Source organism: Variovorax sp. Soil_C_12 (assembly GCF_057657375.1).
In genome coordinates this window covers 268734-286014 of sequence record NZ_JBDGIO010000002.1, presented here as the reverse complement: position 1 = coordinate 286014, position 17281 = coordinate 268734, and the positions used below count along the sequence as shown (strand labels likewise).

18 protein-coding genes are annotated in these 17281 nt (G+C 69.2%); 5 read left to right on the top strand and 13 right to left on the bottom strand.

All coding sequences use genetic code 11. From position 1 onward, the window contains the following. Positions 1-57 precede the first annotated feature (57 nt). Complete coding sequence (locus tag AC3A6X_RS06260) at positions 58-879, top strand: IclR family transcriptional regulator (RefSeq protein WP_487841353.1); 822 nt, start codon at positions 58-60, stop codon at positions 877-879. On the opposite strand, the gene AC3A6X_RS06255 is transcribed toward AC3A6X_RS06260, so the two are convergent. The 4 genes from AC3A6X_RS06255 to AC3A6X_RS06240 are packed head-to-tail and all read right to left on the bottom strand — an operon-like array spanning position 876 to position 5550. Then, entirely contained in the window at positions 876-2018 is a 1143-nt protein-coding gene (locus AC3A6X_RS06255) for an acyl-CoA dehydrogenase family protein (RefSeq protein ID WP_487841352.1), read from the bottom strand. The genes AC3A6X_RS06260 and AC3A6X_RS06255 overlap by 4 nt on opposite strands. 10 nt (positions 2019-2028) lie before the next feature. Then, positions 2029-3231, bottom strand: a complete 1203-nt coding sequence (locus tag AC3A6X_RS06250) for an acyl-CoA dehydrogenase family protein (RefSeq protein WP_487841351.1) — start codon at positions 3229-3231, stop codon at positions 2029-2031. A gap of 7 nt (positions 3232-3238) precedes the next feature. Continuing rightward, complete coding sequence (locus tag AC3A6X_RS06245) at positions 3239-4384, bottom strand: CaiB/BaiF CoA transferase family protein (protein WP_487841350.1); 1146 nt, start codon at positions 4382-4384, stop codon at positions 3239-3241. Next, positions 4381-5550, bottom strand: a complete 1170-nt coding sequence (locus AC3A6X_RS06240; protein ID WP_487841349.1) for an acyl-CoA dehydrogenase family protein — start codon at positions 5548-5550, stop codon at positions 4381-4383. Before AC3A6X_RS06240 ends, AC3A6X_RS06245 begins: the two co-directional genes overlap by 4 nt. Before the next feature lie 158 nt (positions 5551-5708). Here AC3A6X_RS06240 and AC3A6X_RS06235 point away from each other — a divergent pair, with 158 nt between their 5' ends. The 4 genes from AC3A6X_RS06235 to AC3A6X_RS06220 are packed head-to-tail and all read left to right on the top strand — an operon-like array spanning position 5709 to position 8812. After that, positions 5709-6383 carry a TetR/AcrR family transcriptional regulator gene (locus AC3A6X_RS06235; protein WP_487841348.1) on the top strand — a complete coding sequence of 225 codons (675 nt, stop codon included), beginning with the start codon at positions 5709-5711 and terminating at the stop codon, positions 6381-6383. Further along, entirely contained in the window at positions 6380-7597 is a 1218-nt protein-coding gene (locus tag AC3A6X_RS06230) for a cytochrome P450 (protein ID WP_487841347.1), read from the top strand. Before AC3A6X_RS06235 ends, AC3A6X_RS06230 begins: the two co-directional genes overlap by 4 nt. Next, complete coding sequence (locus AC3A6X_RS06225) at positions 7594-7764, top strand: rubredoxin (RefSeq protein ID WP_487841346.1); 171 nt, start codon at positions 7594-7596, stop codon at positions 7762-7764. Before AC3A6X_RS06230 ends, AC3A6X_RS06225 begins: the two co-directional genes overlap by 4 nt. 58 nt (positions 7765-7822) lie before the next feature. Next, a complete protein-coding gene (locus tag AC3A6X_RS06220; RefSeq protein WP_487841345.1) occupies positions 7823-8812 on the top strand; it encodes a Bug family tripartite tricarboxylate transporter substrate binding protein in 990 nt (329 codons plus the stop codon). Between the two features lie 25 nt (positions 8813-8837). On the opposite strand, the gene AC3A6X_RS06215 is transcribed toward AC3A6X_RS06220, so the two are convergent. From AC3A6X_RS06215 to AC3A6X_RS06175, 9 genes are read right to left on the bottom strand one after another with little or no spacing between them, the layout of a single operon-like run. After that, positions 8838-9656: an IclR family transcriptional regulator gene (locus AC3A6X_RS06215; protein ID WP_487841344.1), complete on the bottom strand. Its 819-nt coding sequence runs from the start codon at positions 9654-9656 to the stop codon at positions 8838-8840. A 56-nt stretch (positions 9657-9712) separates the two neighbouring features. After that, a complete protein-coding gene (locus AC3A6X_RS06210) occupies positions 9713-10618 on the bottom strand; it encodes an ACP S-malonyltransferase (RefSeq protein WP_487841343.1) in 906 nt (301 codons plus the stop codon). Further along, a complete protein-coding gene (gene mdcB, locus AC3A6X_RS06205; protein ID WP_487841342.1) occupies positions 10615-11478 on the bottom strand; it encodes a triphosphoribosyl-dephospho-CoA synthase MdcB in 864 nt (287 codons plus the stop codon). The genes AC3A6X_RS06210 and mdcB overlap by 4 nt, the downstream gene beginning before the upstream one ends. Then, positions 11475-12158: a malonate decarboxylase holo-[acyl-carrier-protein] synthase gene (gene mdcG / locus AC3A6X_RS06200; protein WP_487841341.1), complete on the bottom strand. Its 684-nt coding sequence runs from the start codon at positions 12156-12158 to the stop codon at positions 11475-11477. The genes mdcB and mdcG overlap by 4 nt, the downstream gene beginning before the upstream one ends. Before the next feature lie 20 nt (positions 12159-12178). Further along, complete coding sequence (gene mdcE, locus AC3A6X_RS06195; protein WP_487841340.1) at positions 12179-12880, bottom strand: biotin-independent malonate decarboxylase subunit gamma; 702 nt, start codon at positions 12878-12880, stop codon at positions 12179-12181. Between the two features lie 11 nt (positions 12881-12891). Continuing rightward, positions 12892-13773 (bottom strand): biotin-independent malonate decarboxylase subunit beta, encoded by an 882-nt coding sequence (locus AC3A6X_RS06190; protein WP_487841339.1) that lies wholly within the window; start codon positions 13771-13773, stop codon positions 12892-12894. After that, complete coding sequence (gene mdcC / locus AC3A6X_RS06185) at positions 13770-14102, bottom strand: malonate decarboxylase acyl carrier protein (RefSeq protein ID WP_487841338.1); 333 nt, start codon at positions 14100-14102, stop codon at positions 13770-13772. The genes AC3A6X_RS06190 and mdcC overlap by 4 nt, the downstream gene beginning before the upstream one ends. 14 nt (positions 14103-14116) lie before the next feature. After that, positions 14117-15799, bottom strand: coding sequence for a malonate decarboxylase subunit alpha (gene mdcA, locus AC3A6X_RS06180; RefSeq protein WP_487841337.1), 1683 nt, complete (start codon positions 15797-15799; stop codon positions 14117-14119). Positions 15800-15843: 44 nt separating this feature from the next. Beyond that, positions 15844-17217: an SLC13 family permease gene (locus tag AC3A6X_RS06175; RefSeq protein WP_487841336.1), complete on the bottom strand. Its 1374-nt coding sequence runs from the start codon at positions 17215-17217 to the stop codon at positions 15844-15846. Positions 17218-17281 lie beyond the last annotated feature (64 nt).

Below are 17281 nucleotides of genomic sequence, written 5' to 3'. Positions count from 1 at the left end.
GTGAGCCTGACGGGCCCGACCGAACTGAGCGGCCCTTCCGGCCCGCATGGGGATGCAATGGTCACCAAGAAAATCGTCGAAGACAACAACAACGGCCTGCCCGCAGAGCGCGACGTCACCGGGCCACGCTCGCTCACGCGCCTGCTCGGCCTGTTCGACGTGCTGTCGATGGCGCCGGACGGCATGTCGCTGGCCGAGCTCAACGTCACGCTCGAGTCCCCGAAAAGCAGCCTGTTGAACCTGCTGCGCCCGCTGGTCGCGGAGGGCTACCTGATCCACAGCGCCGGCCAGTACCGGCTCGGGCCTTCGATCTTCCGGCTCGCCGCGAGCGTGATGTCGGCCTGGAACTTCCCCAGGATGATCCGGCCCTTCATGGAGGAGCTCTGCCAGCGCACCGGCGAAACCGTGCTGCTGGGGGTGCTCAACCGCGACGCCGAGGTGCTGACCTACGTCGAGATCATCGACAGCCCGCACCCGGTGCGCTACCAGATCCCGGTGGGCACCACGCGGCCGCTCTATGCCAGCTCCGCCGGGCGGCTGCTGCTCGCCTACACCGAGAAGCGCTGGCGCGATGCCTACCTGTCGTCGGTGCAGTTCAAGGTCAGGACGGCGATCCCGGTGACCCGTGCGTCGCTCTCGCGCGAGCTCGACAGGATCCGGGCCGAGGGCGTGTCGACCTCGGTGGACAACTACATGGTCGGCCTGGCGGCCGTGGCGGCGCCGGTGTTCGACGGCGACGGCAACTGCGTCGCGTCCCTGAACATCGCGGGGCCGTCGGATCGCTTCCGCAACGAGCTCGATCAGCTGAAGACCGTGGTCAAGGAAGTCGCGGCAAAGGCCTCGGGCGTGGTGGCGGGCATCGAGGCGCGGGCGGCCTAGATCAATGCGCCCCCCGCCGCCACCCGCCGCAGGTGGTGCCCGGTGTCGCCGAACAGCATCTCGATCACCGACAGCCGCCGGAAGTAGTGCCCGGCCTGGCATTCCTCGGTCATGCCGATGCCGCCGTGCAGCTGGATCGCCTCCTGGCCGACGAAGCGCGCGCTCTTGTTGATCTGCACCTTGGCGGCGGAGATCGCGCGGCCGCGCACGGCGGCGTCGGGTTCGCTGCACATCATCGCGGCGTAGAAGGCCATGCTGCGGGCCTGCTCGACGGCGACCAGCATGTCCACCGCACGATGCTGCAGTGCCTGGAAGCTGCCGATCGCGACGCCGAACTGCTTGCGCATCGTCAGGTACTCGACGGTGATCTCGTGCAACCGTTCCATCGCGCCGACCGCTTCGGCGCACAGCGCCGCCGTGGCGATGTCGACGGCGCGTTCGATCAGCGGCAGCGCGGCGCCTTCCGGGCCGAGCAAGGCGTCGGCATCCAGATGCGCCGCATCGAAGCGGATGTCGGCGGCGCGCTGGTGGTCCTGCGTGCGATAGCCGCGGCGCGTGACGCCGGCCGCGCCCGGGTCGACGAGAAACAGCGACACGCCATCGCGGTCGCGCGCATCAAAGTGCGTGCGGGCCGAGACGATCAGCAGGTCGGCGCTGTCGCCGGCCAGCACGAAGCGCTTGGTGCCGGAGAGCCGCCAGCCCTCGCCGTCGCGCTCGGCACGCGTCGTCACGTCGGCCAGGTCGTCGCGCGATTGCGATTCGGCATAGGCAAAGGCCAGCGTGCGCTCGCCCGCGACGATCGCGCCCACCTGCGCATCGCGCTGCGCCGGCGAGCCGGCCTCGCGCAGCAGAGCGCCGCACAGCACCACCGTCGGCAGGTAGGGTTCGAGCGCGAGCGCACGGCCGAGGGCCTGCATCACGATCAGGGTCTCGACGGGGCCACCGCCGAGGCCGCCGTCGCCCTCGGCGAAAGGCAGGCCGAGCAGTCCCATCTCGGCATGGCGCAACCACAGCGCCCGGCTGTAGCCGCCGGGCTCGTCGCGGCTGGCCAGCCGTTGTTCGAAGCCGCAGCGTTCGGCCAGTAGCCGCTGCAGGCTGTCCTGCAGCATGCGCTGCTCGTCGGTCAGGTCGAAGTCCATGGTGGGTGGGTCAGAGTCCGAGCACGGTCTTGGCGAGGATGTTGCGCTGGATCTCGTTCGAGCCACCGACGATCGACACGTGCCGCGCCCAGTAGTGGTTGGGGGCGATCGTCAGCGCCCAGTCGTCGGCATCGTCGTCGGCGTCGGGCCGCCCGCCGACGAAGCCGGGGTCGAACTCCAGTGCGTGCAGCCCGGCGACCTCCAGCAGCAGCTCGGCCGCCGCCTGCTGCAGCTGCGAGCCCTTCATCTTCAGGATCGAGGACTTGGGGTCGGGCTTGTCGCTGGGGCGCCTGGCGGTTTCGGAGATCAGCCGCATCTGCGTGATCTCGAGCGCCTTCAGCTCGACCTCGATCTCGGCGACGCGCTCCTGGAAGCGCGCGTCCTCGATCAGCGGCCGGCCGCCTTGCATCACCTTCGCGGCGAGCTGTCTGGCGCGGCGCACGCGGAACTTGGAGACGCCCACGCGCGCGATGCCGCTGCGCTCGTGGCCGAGCAGGTACTTCGCATAGTCCCAGCCCTTGTTCTCGTCGCCCACGCGGTTCGCCACGGGGATGCGCACGTTGTCGAGGAACATCTCGTTGGTCTCGTGGTGTCCGTCGATGGTCACGATCGGCCGCACCGAGACGCCAGGCGAGCGCATGTCCATCAGCAGGTAGCTGATGCCCTGCTGCTTCTTCGCTGCCGGATCGGTGCGCACCAGCAGGAAGCACCAGTCGGCATGGTGCGCGGTCGAGGTCCACAGCTTCTGGCCGTTGACGACGTAGTGGTCCCCGTCGAGGACGGCGCTGGTGCGCAGCGCCGCCAGGTCCGAACCGGCACCCGGCTCCGAGAAGCCCTGGCAGAACCAATCCTCCATGCGCGCGATGCGGGGCAGGAAGTGGCGCTTCTGCGCCTCGCTGCCGAAGGCGATCAGCGTCGGGCCGATCATGTTCATGTTGAACGAGATCGGCTCCGGCGCCGGGGCCATGGCGAGCTCTTCCTTGAAGATGTACTGCCTGACCGGGTCCCAGCCGGTGCCGCCCCATTCGGGCGCCCACGAGGGCGTCGCCCAGCCGCGCTCGTGCAGGATGCGCACCCAATGCTTCATCTCGTCCTTGCCGATGCGCTGGCCGAGCTCGCACTTGCGGCGCAGCTCGGGCGGCAGCGCGGTTGCGAAGAAGGCGCGCACCTCGTCGCGGAAGGCGAGTTCTTCGTCGGTGTAGCGCAGGTCCATGGTGTGTCTAGTCGATGACGCCGTCGCGCCGCAGTGCGGCGATCTGGTCCGGGGACAACCAGGCCGACAAGGCCCGGTCGGTGTTCGCCGGCGTGACCGGCTGCGGCGGCGTCGGGGTGGCGGGCGTGCTGCGCGAGAAGCGCGGCGCCGGCGCGGATTGCACGATGCCGTCGATCTCGACCAGGCTGCCGCGCGCCTTCAGGTGCGGGTGCCGCGTCGCCTCGTCGAAGCTCAGCACCGGCGACACGCAGGCGTCGGTCTGCTCCAGGCGCGCCGCCCAGTCGTCGCGCGTGCGCGTCCTGAACGTAGCGGCCAGCAGCGCCTTGGCCGGCTTCCAGTGCTCGCGCGACATCTGCGGGCCGAGCGCCCCGGCGTCGATCTCCAGCCGGGCGAGCAGCTCGGCGAAGAATTTCTCCTCGATCGGCCCGACCGCGATCCAGCGGCCGTCGGCGCACTCGTAGCAGTCGTAGAAATGCGAGCCGCTGTCCGTCAGGTTGCCGCCGCGGCCTTCGTGCCAGATGCCGCCGGCGACCATGCCGTGGAAGGTCGTCGCCAGGTGGACAGCGCCGTCGACGATCGCCGCGTCGACCACCTGGCCCTGGCCCGTGCGGCGCGCCTCCAGGATCGCAGCGAGCAGGCCGACGGCCATGTACAGCGATCCGCCGGCATAGTCGCCGAGCAGGTTCAGCGGGATCGACGGCGGCTGGCCTTCGCGGCCGATCGCCTCCAGGATGCCGGTGATGGCGAGGTAGTTGATGTCATGCCCCGCCACCGGCGCCAGCGGGCCGCTCTGGCCCCAGCCGGTGAGGCGCCCGTAGACCAGGCGCGGATTGCGCGCGAGGCAAACATCGGGCCCCAGGCCGAGGCGTTCGGTGACGCCGGGGCGGAAGCCTTCGATCAGCGCATCGGCCTGCTCGACCAGCCCGAGCACCGCCTCTACCGCGGCGGGTTGCTTCAGGTCGAGCGCGACCACGCCGCGGTTGCGCAGCAGCGTGTTGAACTTCAGCGGCCGCTCGATGCCGAGCTTCACGGGCTGCTTGCGGTCCACGCGGATCACGGTGGCGCCGAGGTCGGCGAGCAGCATCGCGCACATCGGCCCCGGGCCGATGCCGGCCAGCTCGACGACCTTCAGGCCGGCCAGCGGTCCCGTCATCGGCCGGCCTTCCCGAGCAGGCTGTTGGCGATGATGTTGCGCTGGATCTGGTTCGTGCCCTCGATGATCTGCACCACCTTCGCATCGCGGAAGTAGCGGTTGATCGGGTACTCGGCCGACACGCCGGCGGCGCCGAAGAGCTGCACCGCATCGGTGGCGACTTTCATCGCGACGTCGGAGGCGACGCACTTGGCCATTGCCGCCATCGGCGCCAGCGCCCGCCCGGTGACGCCGGCGTCGACCATGGCCGCCGTGCGATAGACGAGCTGGCGCGCCGCTTCGGTCTGCATCGCCATGTCGGCGAGCATCCAGCGCACGCCCTGGAAGTCGCTGATCGCCTGGCCGAAGGCGCGCCGCTCCCGGATGTATTCGACGGCGTGGTCGATCGCGCCCTGCGCGATGCCGACCGCACGCGCCGCGACGATCGGGCGGCTGGTGTTGAGCGCCTCCATGGCCACCTTGAAGCCTTCGCCGCCCTCGGGGCCGAGGCGGCTCTCCAGCGTGAGCGTCGCCTCGTCGAAGAAGAGAGGGCACGAGGGCACGCCGCGAGCACCCATCTTGTCTTCCTTGCGGCCGACTGTCAGGCCGGGCGTGCCGCGATCGACGACGAACAGGTTGATGCCGAGCGGCTGGCCGGCTTCGTCCTGCGTCTTCGCGGCGACAAGGATGAAGTCGGCGATGTCGGCGTTGGTGCACCAGATCTTCGCGCCGTTGAGCACGTAGCCGCCGGCCGTGCGGCGCGCGGTGGTCTTGATGCCGGAGACGTCGGAACCGCTCTGCGGCTCGGTCAGCGACAGCGCGCCGCGCAGCTCGCCGCTCGCCAGGCCGGGCAGCAGGCGCTGCTTCTGCGCCTCGGTGCCGCCGGCCAGGATGGCGCCGAACGGCGTCCACTGCACGACCAGCAGGTAGCCGGTGTTGTAGCAGACGCGCCCGAACTCCTCGACCGCCACGCAGGCCGACAGCGTGCTGCCGGTGCCGCCGTATTCGGCGGGGAAGGGCAGCGCGAACAGGCCCAGCCCCTTGAGCAACTCGAACATGTCGTGCGGGTACTCGGCCGTGCGGTCGATCTCGTCGGCGCGCGGCGCCACCTTGTCGCGCGCGACGCGCCGGATCAGGTCCTGGATGGCCTTCTGCTCATCGCTCAGTTCGTAGCTCGTGGAGGACACGTTTTGGTCTAATATATGAACACAGTGCGCAATTCTGAACAAACCCCAGAGGCTCGTCAAGAAGCGTTTCGAGTGAAACAGTCGGCGCTAGGGTGTGTACCAATATCAGAACATTGATCAATAATTAGAATACACAACTGTATGTGAAGGAGACAGTCATGGAAGCGATGACCCGAGAAGAAAAGCGCGAGATCACCAAGACCCGCCTGCGCAGTTCCGCCACCCAGGCGTTCGCCGGGCAGGGCGTCCGGGCGGCCTCGGTGGACGGCATCAGCCAGGCCGCGGGCCTGAGCCGCGGCGCCTTCTATGCGAACTACAGCACCAAGGAAGACATGCTGCTCGAGCTGATGGGCGAGTGGCTCGAACGCCAGGCGAGCGAGTGGAGCAGGGTGGTCGCCGAGGCAGCGGATGCGGAGGCCGTGCTGCAGGGGTTCCTGGCGCGCTTCCAGCGCTCCCGCCGCGACGGCAGCGGCGGCCTGCTCTGGGTCGAGCTCACGCTGCATGCCGAGCGCAATCCGAAATTCGCAGCCCACTACCAGGCCTTCATCACCGCCCATCACCGACACGTCGCGCGCGTCTTCGCGGCCCTGTTCGAGAAGGCGGGCAAGGAGCCGCCGGCCGCGCCCGAGGCGCTCGCCGCGGCCGCCCTGTCCTTTGGCACATCACTGGCGCTGCAGAGCGGCCACGGCGCGCAGCGCGGCAATCCCGCCTACGCCGGTGACATGTTCCTGCTCTACCTGCGCGGGCTGCTGGCGGTCGCCGGCCCCGCGCGCGCAGCCCGCCCACCGGCCCGCACGGCCCAAAAAACTTCGCTCAAGAGGTCCCCGAAATGAGTCATTCCGTTGCCGACCGCATTCCGCCGCACGTGCCCACCGAACGGGTTCACACCTTCGACCTCTACAACGTCGAGGTCACGGGCGGCGACTATCACGCCGCTCTGAAGCGCCTTCACGATCCGGGCATCCCCGACATCTTCTGGACACCGAAGAACGGCGGGCACTGGGTGGCGACGCGCGGGGAGGACATCTACGAGATCTTCAAGGACGCGGAGCGCTTCACCTCGCAGAAGCTGGTGGTGCCCGCCGAACGCAACACGCACCGGATGCCGCCGATCTTTCTCGATCCGCCGGAGCACACGAAGTACCGGTCGCTGCTGTCGCCGCTGCTGTCGCCCAAGGCGGTGTCGGCCCTCGCGGGGCGGGCGCGCGAGCAGGCGATCGAGCTGATCGAGGGCTTCCGGCCGCGCGGCCGCTGCGAGTTCGTCACCGAGTTCGCGCAGCACCTGCCGATCGGCATCTTCATGCGCATGGTCGACCTGCCGGTCGAAGACCGCGAGAAGCTGCTGGCCTGGGCCGACCAGCAGGTGCGCCCCAGCAGCGAAGCCGAGCGCGAGCAGAGCTACATGAACATCTTCGGCTACGCCGCGCAGAAGGTGAAGGAGCGGCGCGCGAACCCCGGGCCGGACGCGATCAGCCAGCTGACCCAGGCGCAGGTGGACGGACGGCCGATCACCGACGAGGAGGTGATCCCGATGGTGGCGCTGGTGCTGATCGGCGGCCTGGACACCGTCGCCTCGGCGATGGGGTTCGCGGCGCGCTTCCTGGCCACCAGCCCGGCGCACCGCCATGAGCTGATCGAGCATCCGGATCGCATCCCGGCGGCGGTGGAGGAATTGCTGCGCCGCTTCCCGGTTGTCAACCAGGGCCGCATGGTGCGCGAGGACATGAACTACAAGGGCGTCGAGATGAAGGCCGGCGAGATGATCGTCATGCCGACGACGCTGCACGGCGTGGACGATCGCCAGTTCGACGATCCGATGGCGGTGAACTTCCAGCGCCGCACGCCGATCCATTCGACCTTCGGCAACGGCGCGCACCGTTGCCCGGGCTCGCTGCTGGCGCGCACCGAGATCAAGATCTTCCTGGAGGAATGGCTCAAGCGCATTCCCGACTTCCAGATCGAGCCCGGCAAGGAATGCGGCGTGCGTGCCGGCGTCAACGCCACGCTGTTCGAGCTGCCGCTGGTGTGGGAGGTGCGCGCGCAGTGAACACGAAAATATGGCAGTGCTTCTTCTGCGCGCACTTCTACGACGAGGCTCTGGGCGACCCGGAGCACGGCATCGCGCCCGGCACCGCCTGGGCCGATGTGCCGGAGGACTGGTGCTGCCCGGAATGCGGCGCGACGAAGAGCGACTTCGCGCCGGTGGAGGCGTGAAGACCTCGGTGACCGCCCGCGGTACCGGCACCAGAATCGTGAACATCAGGTGATGGCCATGTTCTTCGCAACGCTGTTTCGCGCCTTGAGCTGCGTGTTCATGCTCGCCGCGATGCTCGGGTTCTGCGCTGCGTCGCGGGCACAGGACTATCCCCGGGCCAGGCCGATCCACCTGGTGGTGCCCTTTCCCGCGGGCGGAGCGACGGACGTGCTCGGCCGGCTGGTGGGACAGGAGCTCGGCAGGGTGCTGGGCCAGGTCGTGATCGTCGAGAACAAGGCCGGAGCCGCCGGCTCGATCGGGACCGAGCATGTCTCGAAGTCGGCGCCCGACGGCTACACCGTCTGCTTCTGCACCACCGGCCCGCAGGTGATCCTGCCGCACCTGACGAAGCAGGCCTTCGATCCGCGCAAGGACCTGCTGCCCGTGATCCATATCCACAACGTGCCCAACGTGCTGGTGGCGCGCACCACGCTCGCGGCCGGTACGGTGCCCGAGCTGGCGCAGCTGGCGCGGAGCAAGCCGGGCGCCATCAGCTACGGAACCACCGGGCTGGGCGGGCCGCAGCACCTGGCGGGCGAGTACCTCCAAAAGCTGGCGGGCATCCGCCTGAACCACGTGCCCTACAAGGGCGAGAACCCGGCGTTCAACGACCTCATGGCAGGTCACGTCGACCTGGCCTTCGGCTCGATCGCGGTGGCCGAGCCGCTGATCCGAGCCGGGAAGATCAAGCCGATCGCCGTGACCGGCAAGCGCCGCTCACCCTCGCTGGCGGATGTGCCGACCGTGGCCGAGCAAGGCTACCCGCACTACGAGGCGTACACCTTCGTGGGGCTCAACGTGCCCGCAGGGACGCCCGCGCCGGTCATCGAGATGCTGAACCGGGCGACCAACGAGGTGCTGGCCGACGACCGGGTCCGCGAGAAGATGCTCGCGATGGCGGTGGAGCGCGTCGGGGGCACGTCGAAGGCCTATGCCGCATTCCTGGCCGCCGAGTACGAGAAGATGGGGCGCCTCATCGAGGAGGGCCGGATCGTCCTGAAGGAATGAAGACGGCCTGGATGGCGCAAGGCCTTTACTTGGGACCCGGCTGGGCAGCCCCGACGATGCCCGAAGCCCGCGCAGCCACTTCCTTGACCGTTGCCCTGAGCAAATCCATGTCTTTGCGGAATCGATCTGCCGGGCCGGCGACGGTGAGCGATGCGATGCACTCGCCATTGCCGTCGAATACGGGCGCAATCACGGATCCGACCCCGGCGATGGGCGTATCGATGGAACTGCACACGCCTTCGGTCCGGATCTTTGCCATCTCGCGCGTGATCGAGGCCCTCGCGATGCCGGCCGGCATCTTGAGCTTGAACTGCACCGAGGCCATGTACGGGTCCCTGAACCCCTTGTCGGCATAGGCGAGCAGCAGCCAGCCGGTCGGGCTCGCATAGAGCGGGCGAACCGTACCGACGGGTACTTGAAGGCGAACCGGATGAGGGCTGTTGACGAGCTCGACAAAGGCCACGGCCTCGGCCTCTTTGTTGAGCACGCCGAGCAGCACGGTCTCGCCGGTGCGCTCGACGAGTTCTTCCATGAAGGGCCGGATCATCTTCGGGAAGTTCCAGGCGGACATCACGCTCGCCGAGAGGCGGATGATCGAGGGGCCGATGCGATAGCTGCCGTCGGCGTGGATCAAATAGCCTTCGGCCACGAGGGGCCGCAGCAGATTGAGCAGGCTGCTTTTCGGCGATGCCAGCGTTGCGCTCAACTCGGCAAGCGACATCCCGTTCTGCGTCAGCGACAACACGTCGAACAATCCCAGCAGGCGCGTCAGGGAACGCGGGCCGGTGTTATCGCGTTCAGGGCCTTCCGTGGCCGGTGGCGCCGAGCTCGCTTGTCTTGTCATTCGAATCCTTCGCCCTTGGAGGGGTGCTGAAGCGGCATTTTATCTTCGTCGATTCGTCAGTCCGCATGGCTGTTCAGCCAGGCGGCAATCGCTGCAGCACTGCGGAAGTCGTCGCAGGCGCGCGCGGGAACGCCGGGGTAGCGTTGGCTCCACATGCGCGCCAATGCCTGGCCAGGACCGATCTCCAGCACGCAACGGACCTGCCGTCCCATGACGTTTTCCATGCATTCGTCCCAGCGAACCGTCGTGGCGATCTGGGCGGCCAGCGCGACCCGGGCAGACGATGCGTCCCGGATGCGGTCCGCCGCATTGCTGAACAACACGACGCGTGGCGCCTGGAAGCGGACGTGCTCGAGCGTCCGCGAAAAGCGGTCGGCAGCGTCGCGCATCCACGGCGTATGGGATGCCACGTTGACGCGCAATCGCGTGCATTGCGCACCGGCGAGCTCGGCCGTTCGCTGCGCCTGTGCCAATGCAGCGATCGGTCCGCCGAGGATCACGCTCTCCTCGCCGTTGCGGATGGCGAGCGCGAGGCCGGTGTCCGCCCGCAGTCGTTCAAGCCCGGACCGGGAAAGACCGGTGACGGCCAGCAGCCCGCCGGGTGCCTGCGCCGCGCATTCGTCCATCGCCTCGGCCCGCCGCTGTGCAAGTGCGAGGGCCGACGCGGGTTCGAGCACCCCCGCCGCGCTGAAGGCCGGCAGTTCCCCGACGCTGTAGCCCGCGATGGCGGCCGGCGATGCAACAAGGGGCGCCAGTTGGTTCCAGGCGGCCAATGCCAGGCCGGTCAACAAGGTTTGCGCGTTGTCGTTGCGTTCGGCCCAGGCGGGATCGGCCAGCGCGCGGCGCCAGTCCTCGACCCCGAGGCGGGTGCGCATGTCGTTCACGATGGCGTCGTCGGCAAGCCACGGCAGCATCGCCGGATGCTGGTTGCCTTGGCCGGAAATGAGCAGCGCGAAGCTCATGGGCCTCCACACACCCGCGTGATCCAGCAGGCTGCGGCCAGCGTGTCTGCCGCGCCTCCGGGCGACAGGCGTCGTGCCACGAACTCGCCTGCAATGGCGTGTGCCTCCTGAAGTCCGCCGCGGCGCGCCACACCGCCTCGATCCAGGAACGCCTGCGCCGTGCGCTGCGCAAAGCGCAGTCCGGCAAGACCACCGCGATGCGCGAGGTTGCTGTCCTCCAGGACCGCCATGATGTGAAACAGGGCGTCGACACGCGCCTGCTGCGGCGTCAATCCGCGGGCCAGTGCCGCGCTCAGAGCGGGCAGCGCCGCCTCGAACAACACCGGGAAGGCCAGCGCCGCCTCTTCGGAGGCGCTGCGAAGTCCATGGCGTCGAGCGGCGATGCCGCCGGGGAGGGCCGACATGCGCTGACTTCGCTGGGCCAGCGCATCGCCCCACCGCCGGCGCAGCGCGCGCTGCAGATCTGCCGGGCGGGGTGCTTCATCCTGCTCTCGCAGCACAGCGCCGGCCGCGGCGCACAACAGGCCGAGCATGAAGATCGCACCGCGATGCGTGTTGATGCCGCCGGTGGCGGCCAGCATGCGTGCCTCTGCCGCGATCCCGAAGCGCTCCAGCACGTCGAACTCCGCGCCCGCCAGGCCGGCCTCGGCGATCTGCGCAAAGTAATGGCGCAGCGAGAACAGGCTGCGCATGAAGGTGTGCGCATCCATGTCGTCGTGGCTGCCGCGGTCGATCAGCGTCACCAGGCCCGGCTTGGGCGTCAGCGACAGCTCGTCATGCAGCGCGAGCGTGGCGGCCCGGCCGATGGCCGCGGGCGTGAGCGTTGGGTGCCGCTGCGCACGCAGCGCAGAGGTCCTCATGGGACCAGCTCCGCCAGCCCGGCACGCTCACACCATGCCGTATCGCGTTTCAGGACCACGTCGTCCAGTCGCTTGACCATCACCGCCCGCGCGCGTCCGGCACGCCACTCGGCCCATTCGCGCCACGCGACCGCCGCGCCACCGTCGAAAACGAGTTCGCCATCCAGCCTCGGCCGCGCTGCGCCGAAGGACTGAAGGACCTGCGTCACGGCATCCGCATGGGCAGCGTCATCGACGGAGATCCACAGATCGAGGTCGGAGCCCGGCCGCACGTGGTCGAGACCGCTGATCGCCTGCCATCCGTAACTGCCGAAGACGCGGGATGACGCCCGGCATGCGTCGAGTCCGCCGAGAAGCTCGCGCACCGCAGTCCGCGCCGCCCGCGGCAGCAGGCCCTGCACCTGGGCAAGGCGCGGGAACTCGTCGAAGCAAAGCAGCGCGGTGCGCGGCACCTGCAGCGCCAGCCGGCGCTTGTCCCAGCGCGCAGGCGACGGCAGGCCCAGTGCGATCCATCCGTTGGCGGGGGCTGCGATCGGTTGGCGCGTCACCACCAGCGGCAGCCGATGCATCGCCCAATGCGTCAGGCATTCGCGCGCCTGCGGGTCCCAGGGCCGGCGCAAGACGGCGGACCAACCCGCCTCGGAGAGCCGGACGAGTTGATGGCGGCGCAGAGAAACCATGGTGCATGCACCTCTGGCGGTCAGGCGGCGTCCAGCACGCGCCGCACGACGGCGGCGGCAAGCCGGCGCCCACCCCGCTCGGCACCGTCCTGCGCGCGCCGGTCTTCCGTCGGCGTGTGGGCCAGCGCATCGCGCAGGCAAGCCTGCAGGTCGCCGCGCCACAGCGCACGCACGCCGCCCATGGCCACGTAGTTCTGCACGCCGGGTGCGAACACGGGGTTGGACTGCGACAGCGCGGCGAGCTTTTCCTCGGGCAGCTTGGTCACGCGCGCCATGGCAGGGATCCGCATCACGCGAATCTCGGCATCCGGCAACGCGTAGCAGGCATCGGCGATCAGGCCCGAGGTGATGAACCCGCCGGACAGGGCCTGGTCGTACACCAGGCCGATCACGCGGTGGCCGCGGCGCCGCGCCAGGTCGATGCTCGCGCCGAGGTGCGCCATCGCGCGGTTGATGCCGAGCAGTTCATCGCGCCGGCGCAGCTGCTGGCCCTGGGTGTCGATCAGCAGCAGGATCGGCCGGCCCGGGTGCTGCGCGATGGTGTCGAGCACCGCCCGGGCCTGAACCAGCGCGAGCCGGACGCCGATCGGCGCATGGTTCGTGGTGCCGATCACCGTGAGCGGCTCGCCTTCGAACATCACTTCGCCCCGCAGGAAGTCGCCGTCGGCACGCATGCCGTGATAAGGGCCGAAGAGCTGAGTCACGAGAGAATTCCACTGCATCTGAACGCTCCTCAACGGATCGCGCGCAGCGCGCGCACGGCTTCGACCGAAAGGTCGGGGACCTGTTGCGCATCGGCGAAGCCGAGCGCGCTCCAGAGCAGGGTGGCTTCGTCGCGGCCGGCCGTATCGGGAGGCAGTGCATGCAGGCGCGCGCTGAGCAGCGCGTGCTCCTCCTCCAGCGCCGCCAGCGTCAATGGCCTGGACGCATCGATCGCCGCGACAGCCGCCGCGCGAAAGGCCGCGACGTCGTCCTCGACCAGCGCGTCGCAGTCGCCGGTCAGCCAGCGGTGCTTGCCGCCGGTCGTTCGCCAGACCAGCGCACGGTCGCGCGAATCGAATTCGTCCACGCCGTGGGAGGACTCGATCACCTCCGGCCCCGACATCGCGAGCCGCCCGACGTCGCTCATCACGATGTGATCGGCACAGCGCGCCACGATGCCCATGCCGCCGAAGCAGCCGTTGGCGCCGCCGATCAGCACGATCACGGGGATGCCGGCGGCGCGCACATCGAGGAGCGCCCGCATCACTTCCGACACGGCGATCAGCCCGGCGTTGGCCTCATGCAGGCGCACGCCGCCCGATTCGGCCAGCAGCAGCACGGCGGCGGGGCGGTCGCGCAAGGCGCGCTGCATCAAGCCCACCAGCTTGGCGCCGTGCACCTCGCCGACGCCGCCCCCCATGAAGCCGCCCTCTTGCGCGGCGACGAAGACGCTGTGGCCGTCGAGCGTCGCGCGGCCGATCGCCACGCCGTCGTCGAAGGCGTAGGGAACGCCGAGCTGCGCCAGGTGCGGGCTGGTGACCCGCTCGGCCGGCGGCAGCCACTCGTGAAAGCTGCCGGGGTCGAGCAGCTTCGCCAACCGCTCGCGCGCGGAGCATTCGGCATAGCTGATCATGGCTGCCCTCCGCCGATCTCGGCCACCGCCTGGTCGAGCCGCAGGCTCACCACTGCGGGCGTGGCGCCCATGTCGTTGATCGAGATGCGCACGCCGGCCAGCGGATGACGCGCGTGGAAGTCGTCCATCACGGCCTGCCAGATCGGCCCGAAGCCGCGCGCCGAGGTCTCGACGCGCACCGCGCAGTCGTTGCCGTCGGCCGGCTCGAGCATGACTTCGAGGTTGCCAGAGCCGACGACGCCGACCAGCACCGGCGCGAAGGCGCCGGCCGGCCGGCCGCCGGAGAAGGAAAAGTCCAGGGTTTCGAGCCCTGCGGGAACGTCGCTCATCGTCGAATCTCCTGTTACCAGTTTCTGAAGCGCTTGGGCGGCTGGTACAGCCCGCCCGAGGCGCGCACCAGGTCGCGCATGCTGCGTGCGGCCAGCAGGTTGCGCGTGGCCTGGCGGGGGTCGATACCCAGGTCCTGCGGCCGGCGAATGACGCCGCGGTCGCGCAGGTTCTCCACTGCGCGCCGGTCGCGCGCCAGGCCCACCGCGGTGTAGCCGGCCACGCCGCGGATGGCCTGCTCGCGCTCCGCGTCGGTGCGGCACAGCAGCAGGTTGGCGATGCCTTCCTCCGTGAGGATGTGCGAGACGTCGTCGCCGTAGATCATGATCGGCGGCAGCGCCATGCCGGCCTGCTCCTGCAGCGTCCAGGCGTCGAGCTTGTCGACGAAGGCCGGTTGCATGTGTTCGCGGAAGGTCTCGACCATCTGCACGACCAGCTTCTGCCCGCGCGGCGTGCCGGCTGCGCCGCTGCGCCCGGCACGCGCCTCGCGCCCGGCCTTGAGCCAGGCCGGGCTGGCATGGCGCCGGCCGCGCGCATCGGCGCCCATGTTGGGCGCGCCGCCGAAGCCGGCAATGCGGCCCAGCGTCGCGGTGGAGCTGTTGCCGTCGAGGTCGATCTGCAAGGTCGAGCCGATGAACATGTCGCAGGCGTAGTGGCCGGCCGCCTGGCAGAAGGCGCGGTTGCTGCGCAGGCTGCCATCGGGGCCGGTGAAGAACACGTCGGAACGCGCGCGGATGTAGTCCTCCATGCCCAGCTCGGAGCCGAAGGAGTGCACGGACTCGACCCAGCCCGCCTCGATCGCCGGGATCAGTGCCGGGTGCGGGTTCAACGCCCAGTGCTTGCCGATCTTGCCCTTGAGGCCGAGCGACTCGGCATAGGTCGGCAGCAGCAGCTCGATCGCCGCCGTGTCGAAGCCGATGCCGTGGTTCAGGCGCTGCACGCCGTACTCGGCATAGATGCCCTTGATCGCCATCATCGCCATCAGCACCTGGACCTCGCTGATCTGTGCCGGGTCGCGCGTGAACAGCGGCTCGATGAAGTTGGGGCGCGGCGCCTTCACCACGAAGTTCACCCAGCCGGCCGGAATGTCGATGCGGGGCAGCGTCGTGGTCTTGCCGTCGACCCATTCGTTGACCTGCGCGATCACGATGCCGCCCGAGAACGCCGTGGCCTCGACGATGGCCGGCGTGTCTTCGGTGTTGGGGCCGGTGTAGAGATTGCCTTCGGCATCGGCCGCCTGGGCCGCGACCAGCGCCACCTTGGGCGTCAGGTCGACGAAGTAGCGCGCGAACAACTCGAGGTAGGTGTGGATCGCGCCGATCTCGATGCGCCCGGCGGACACCAGCTTGGCCAGGCGCGCGCCCTGCGGCCCCGAGAAGCTGAAGTCCAACCTGGCGGCCACGCCGTTCTCGAAGACATCCAGATGCTCGGGCAGCGCCAGCACCGATTGCACCATGTGCAGGCCGTGGACCCGCTGCGGATCGACCTGCACCAGCGCCTGTGCCAGGAAGTCGGCCTGCTTCTGGTTGTTGCCCTCGAGGCAGACGCGATCGCCGGGCGAGAGCACCGCTTCGAGCAGGGTGGCGATCGCGTCGGTGTCGACGCGCTTGCCGGCCAGGCGCGTGCCGAGTGCAGCGGCGGCGCGCGCGAGCCGTGCGGCGCGGTCGTCGGCCTTGGAGGTCCAGGAGCTGGAGTTCATGGGAGTTCGATGGGTGGGTTGAATGGTCGGATGGGGGCGCCGCTTCACAGCACCACGAAGAGCAGCCACACCACCACGGGGGCCACCACGGTCACGATAGCGCCGTACACCATCAGCTGGCGGAAGAAAACGTCCCGGTCCACACCCTTGGCGTTGGCGAGGACCAGCGCGCCGTTGGTCGAGAACGGACTGACGTCGACGATGGTCGAGGACACGGCCATCGCCGCGATGAAGCCGATCGCGCTGACGCCGTTGTCGCCCTGCAGGAAGGGCACCGCCAGCGGGATCAGCGAGCCGAGCACCGCGGTCGACGAGGCGAAGGCCGAGACCACGGCGCCGACGAAGCACAGCAGCAGCGCGGCCATCATGGGCGAGGTGAGACCGGCCACGCTGTGGCCGACGAAATCGATCGTGCCCATCTTCTCCATCACGCCGACGTAGGTGCTGACGCCGACGATCAGCATGATCTCCGGCCACGACACCTGGCCCAGGGCGCGCTTCTGCAGATTGGGCGCCATCAGCGTCAGCACGAGGCCGATGGTGATCGAGACGAAGCCGATGTCCTGCTTGAAGAACAGCGTCAGCACGGCCAGCGCCAGCAGCCCGACCACGGTCGCGATCTGGTAGCCGCGAGAACCCTGGTCGGCCGGGACCGCCGGCGCCGCGTCCATGAGCGACTCGCCAGCCGCAGTCGCGACGCGCCGTTCTTCCGCGAACGATTCGGCCTCGGCGTCGCCGAACACCTGCGCGCCGCCCTGCGCATGCGCAGCGCGGCGCGTTGCTGGCACCGCGCCGGTCGTGTCGGCCTTCTGGCGCAGCAATTTCATCCCGCCCATGAGGAAGAACAGCAGCAGCGACACGGACAGGTTGACGCCCAGGCTTGCCAGCATCGTGGCGATCTCGTTGAGCGGCAGGCCGGCCTTGGCGACGATCTTGTTGGTGATGCCGCCGTAGATGCTGATCGGCGAGAAGCCGCCGCCCTGCGCGCCGTGCACGACCATCAGCCCCATGAGCAGGGGATTGATGCCGTATTTCGCGGCAAAGCCCAGCGCGATCGGCGCGATGATGGCCACCGCCGCGGGACTGACCGCGCCCACCGCCGTGAGCAGCGCGGCGATGAAGAACATGATCCAGGGAATGGCAGCGATGCGCCCGCGCACGGCGCGCACCGCCAGCCTGACGAGCCAGTCGATGGTGCCGTTGTTCTGCGCCAGCGCGAACAGGTAGGTGATGCCGACCAGGGTGAGAAACAGGTCGGCCGGAAAGCCGCCCATGATCGCCTTGGCGTTCATGCCGGCCACGAGCGTGCCGACCAGGAAGGCGCCGACGAAGGCGATCACGCCCATGTTGATCGGCAGCACGGTGGCCAGCACGAACATGCCGACCAGCGCGTAGATCGAAATCCAATGAGAACTCATCGAGGCGTCTCCAGTTTTTGGTACGACGTGCAGTGCTTGCGCGTCTGGGTACGGACAGTACGCA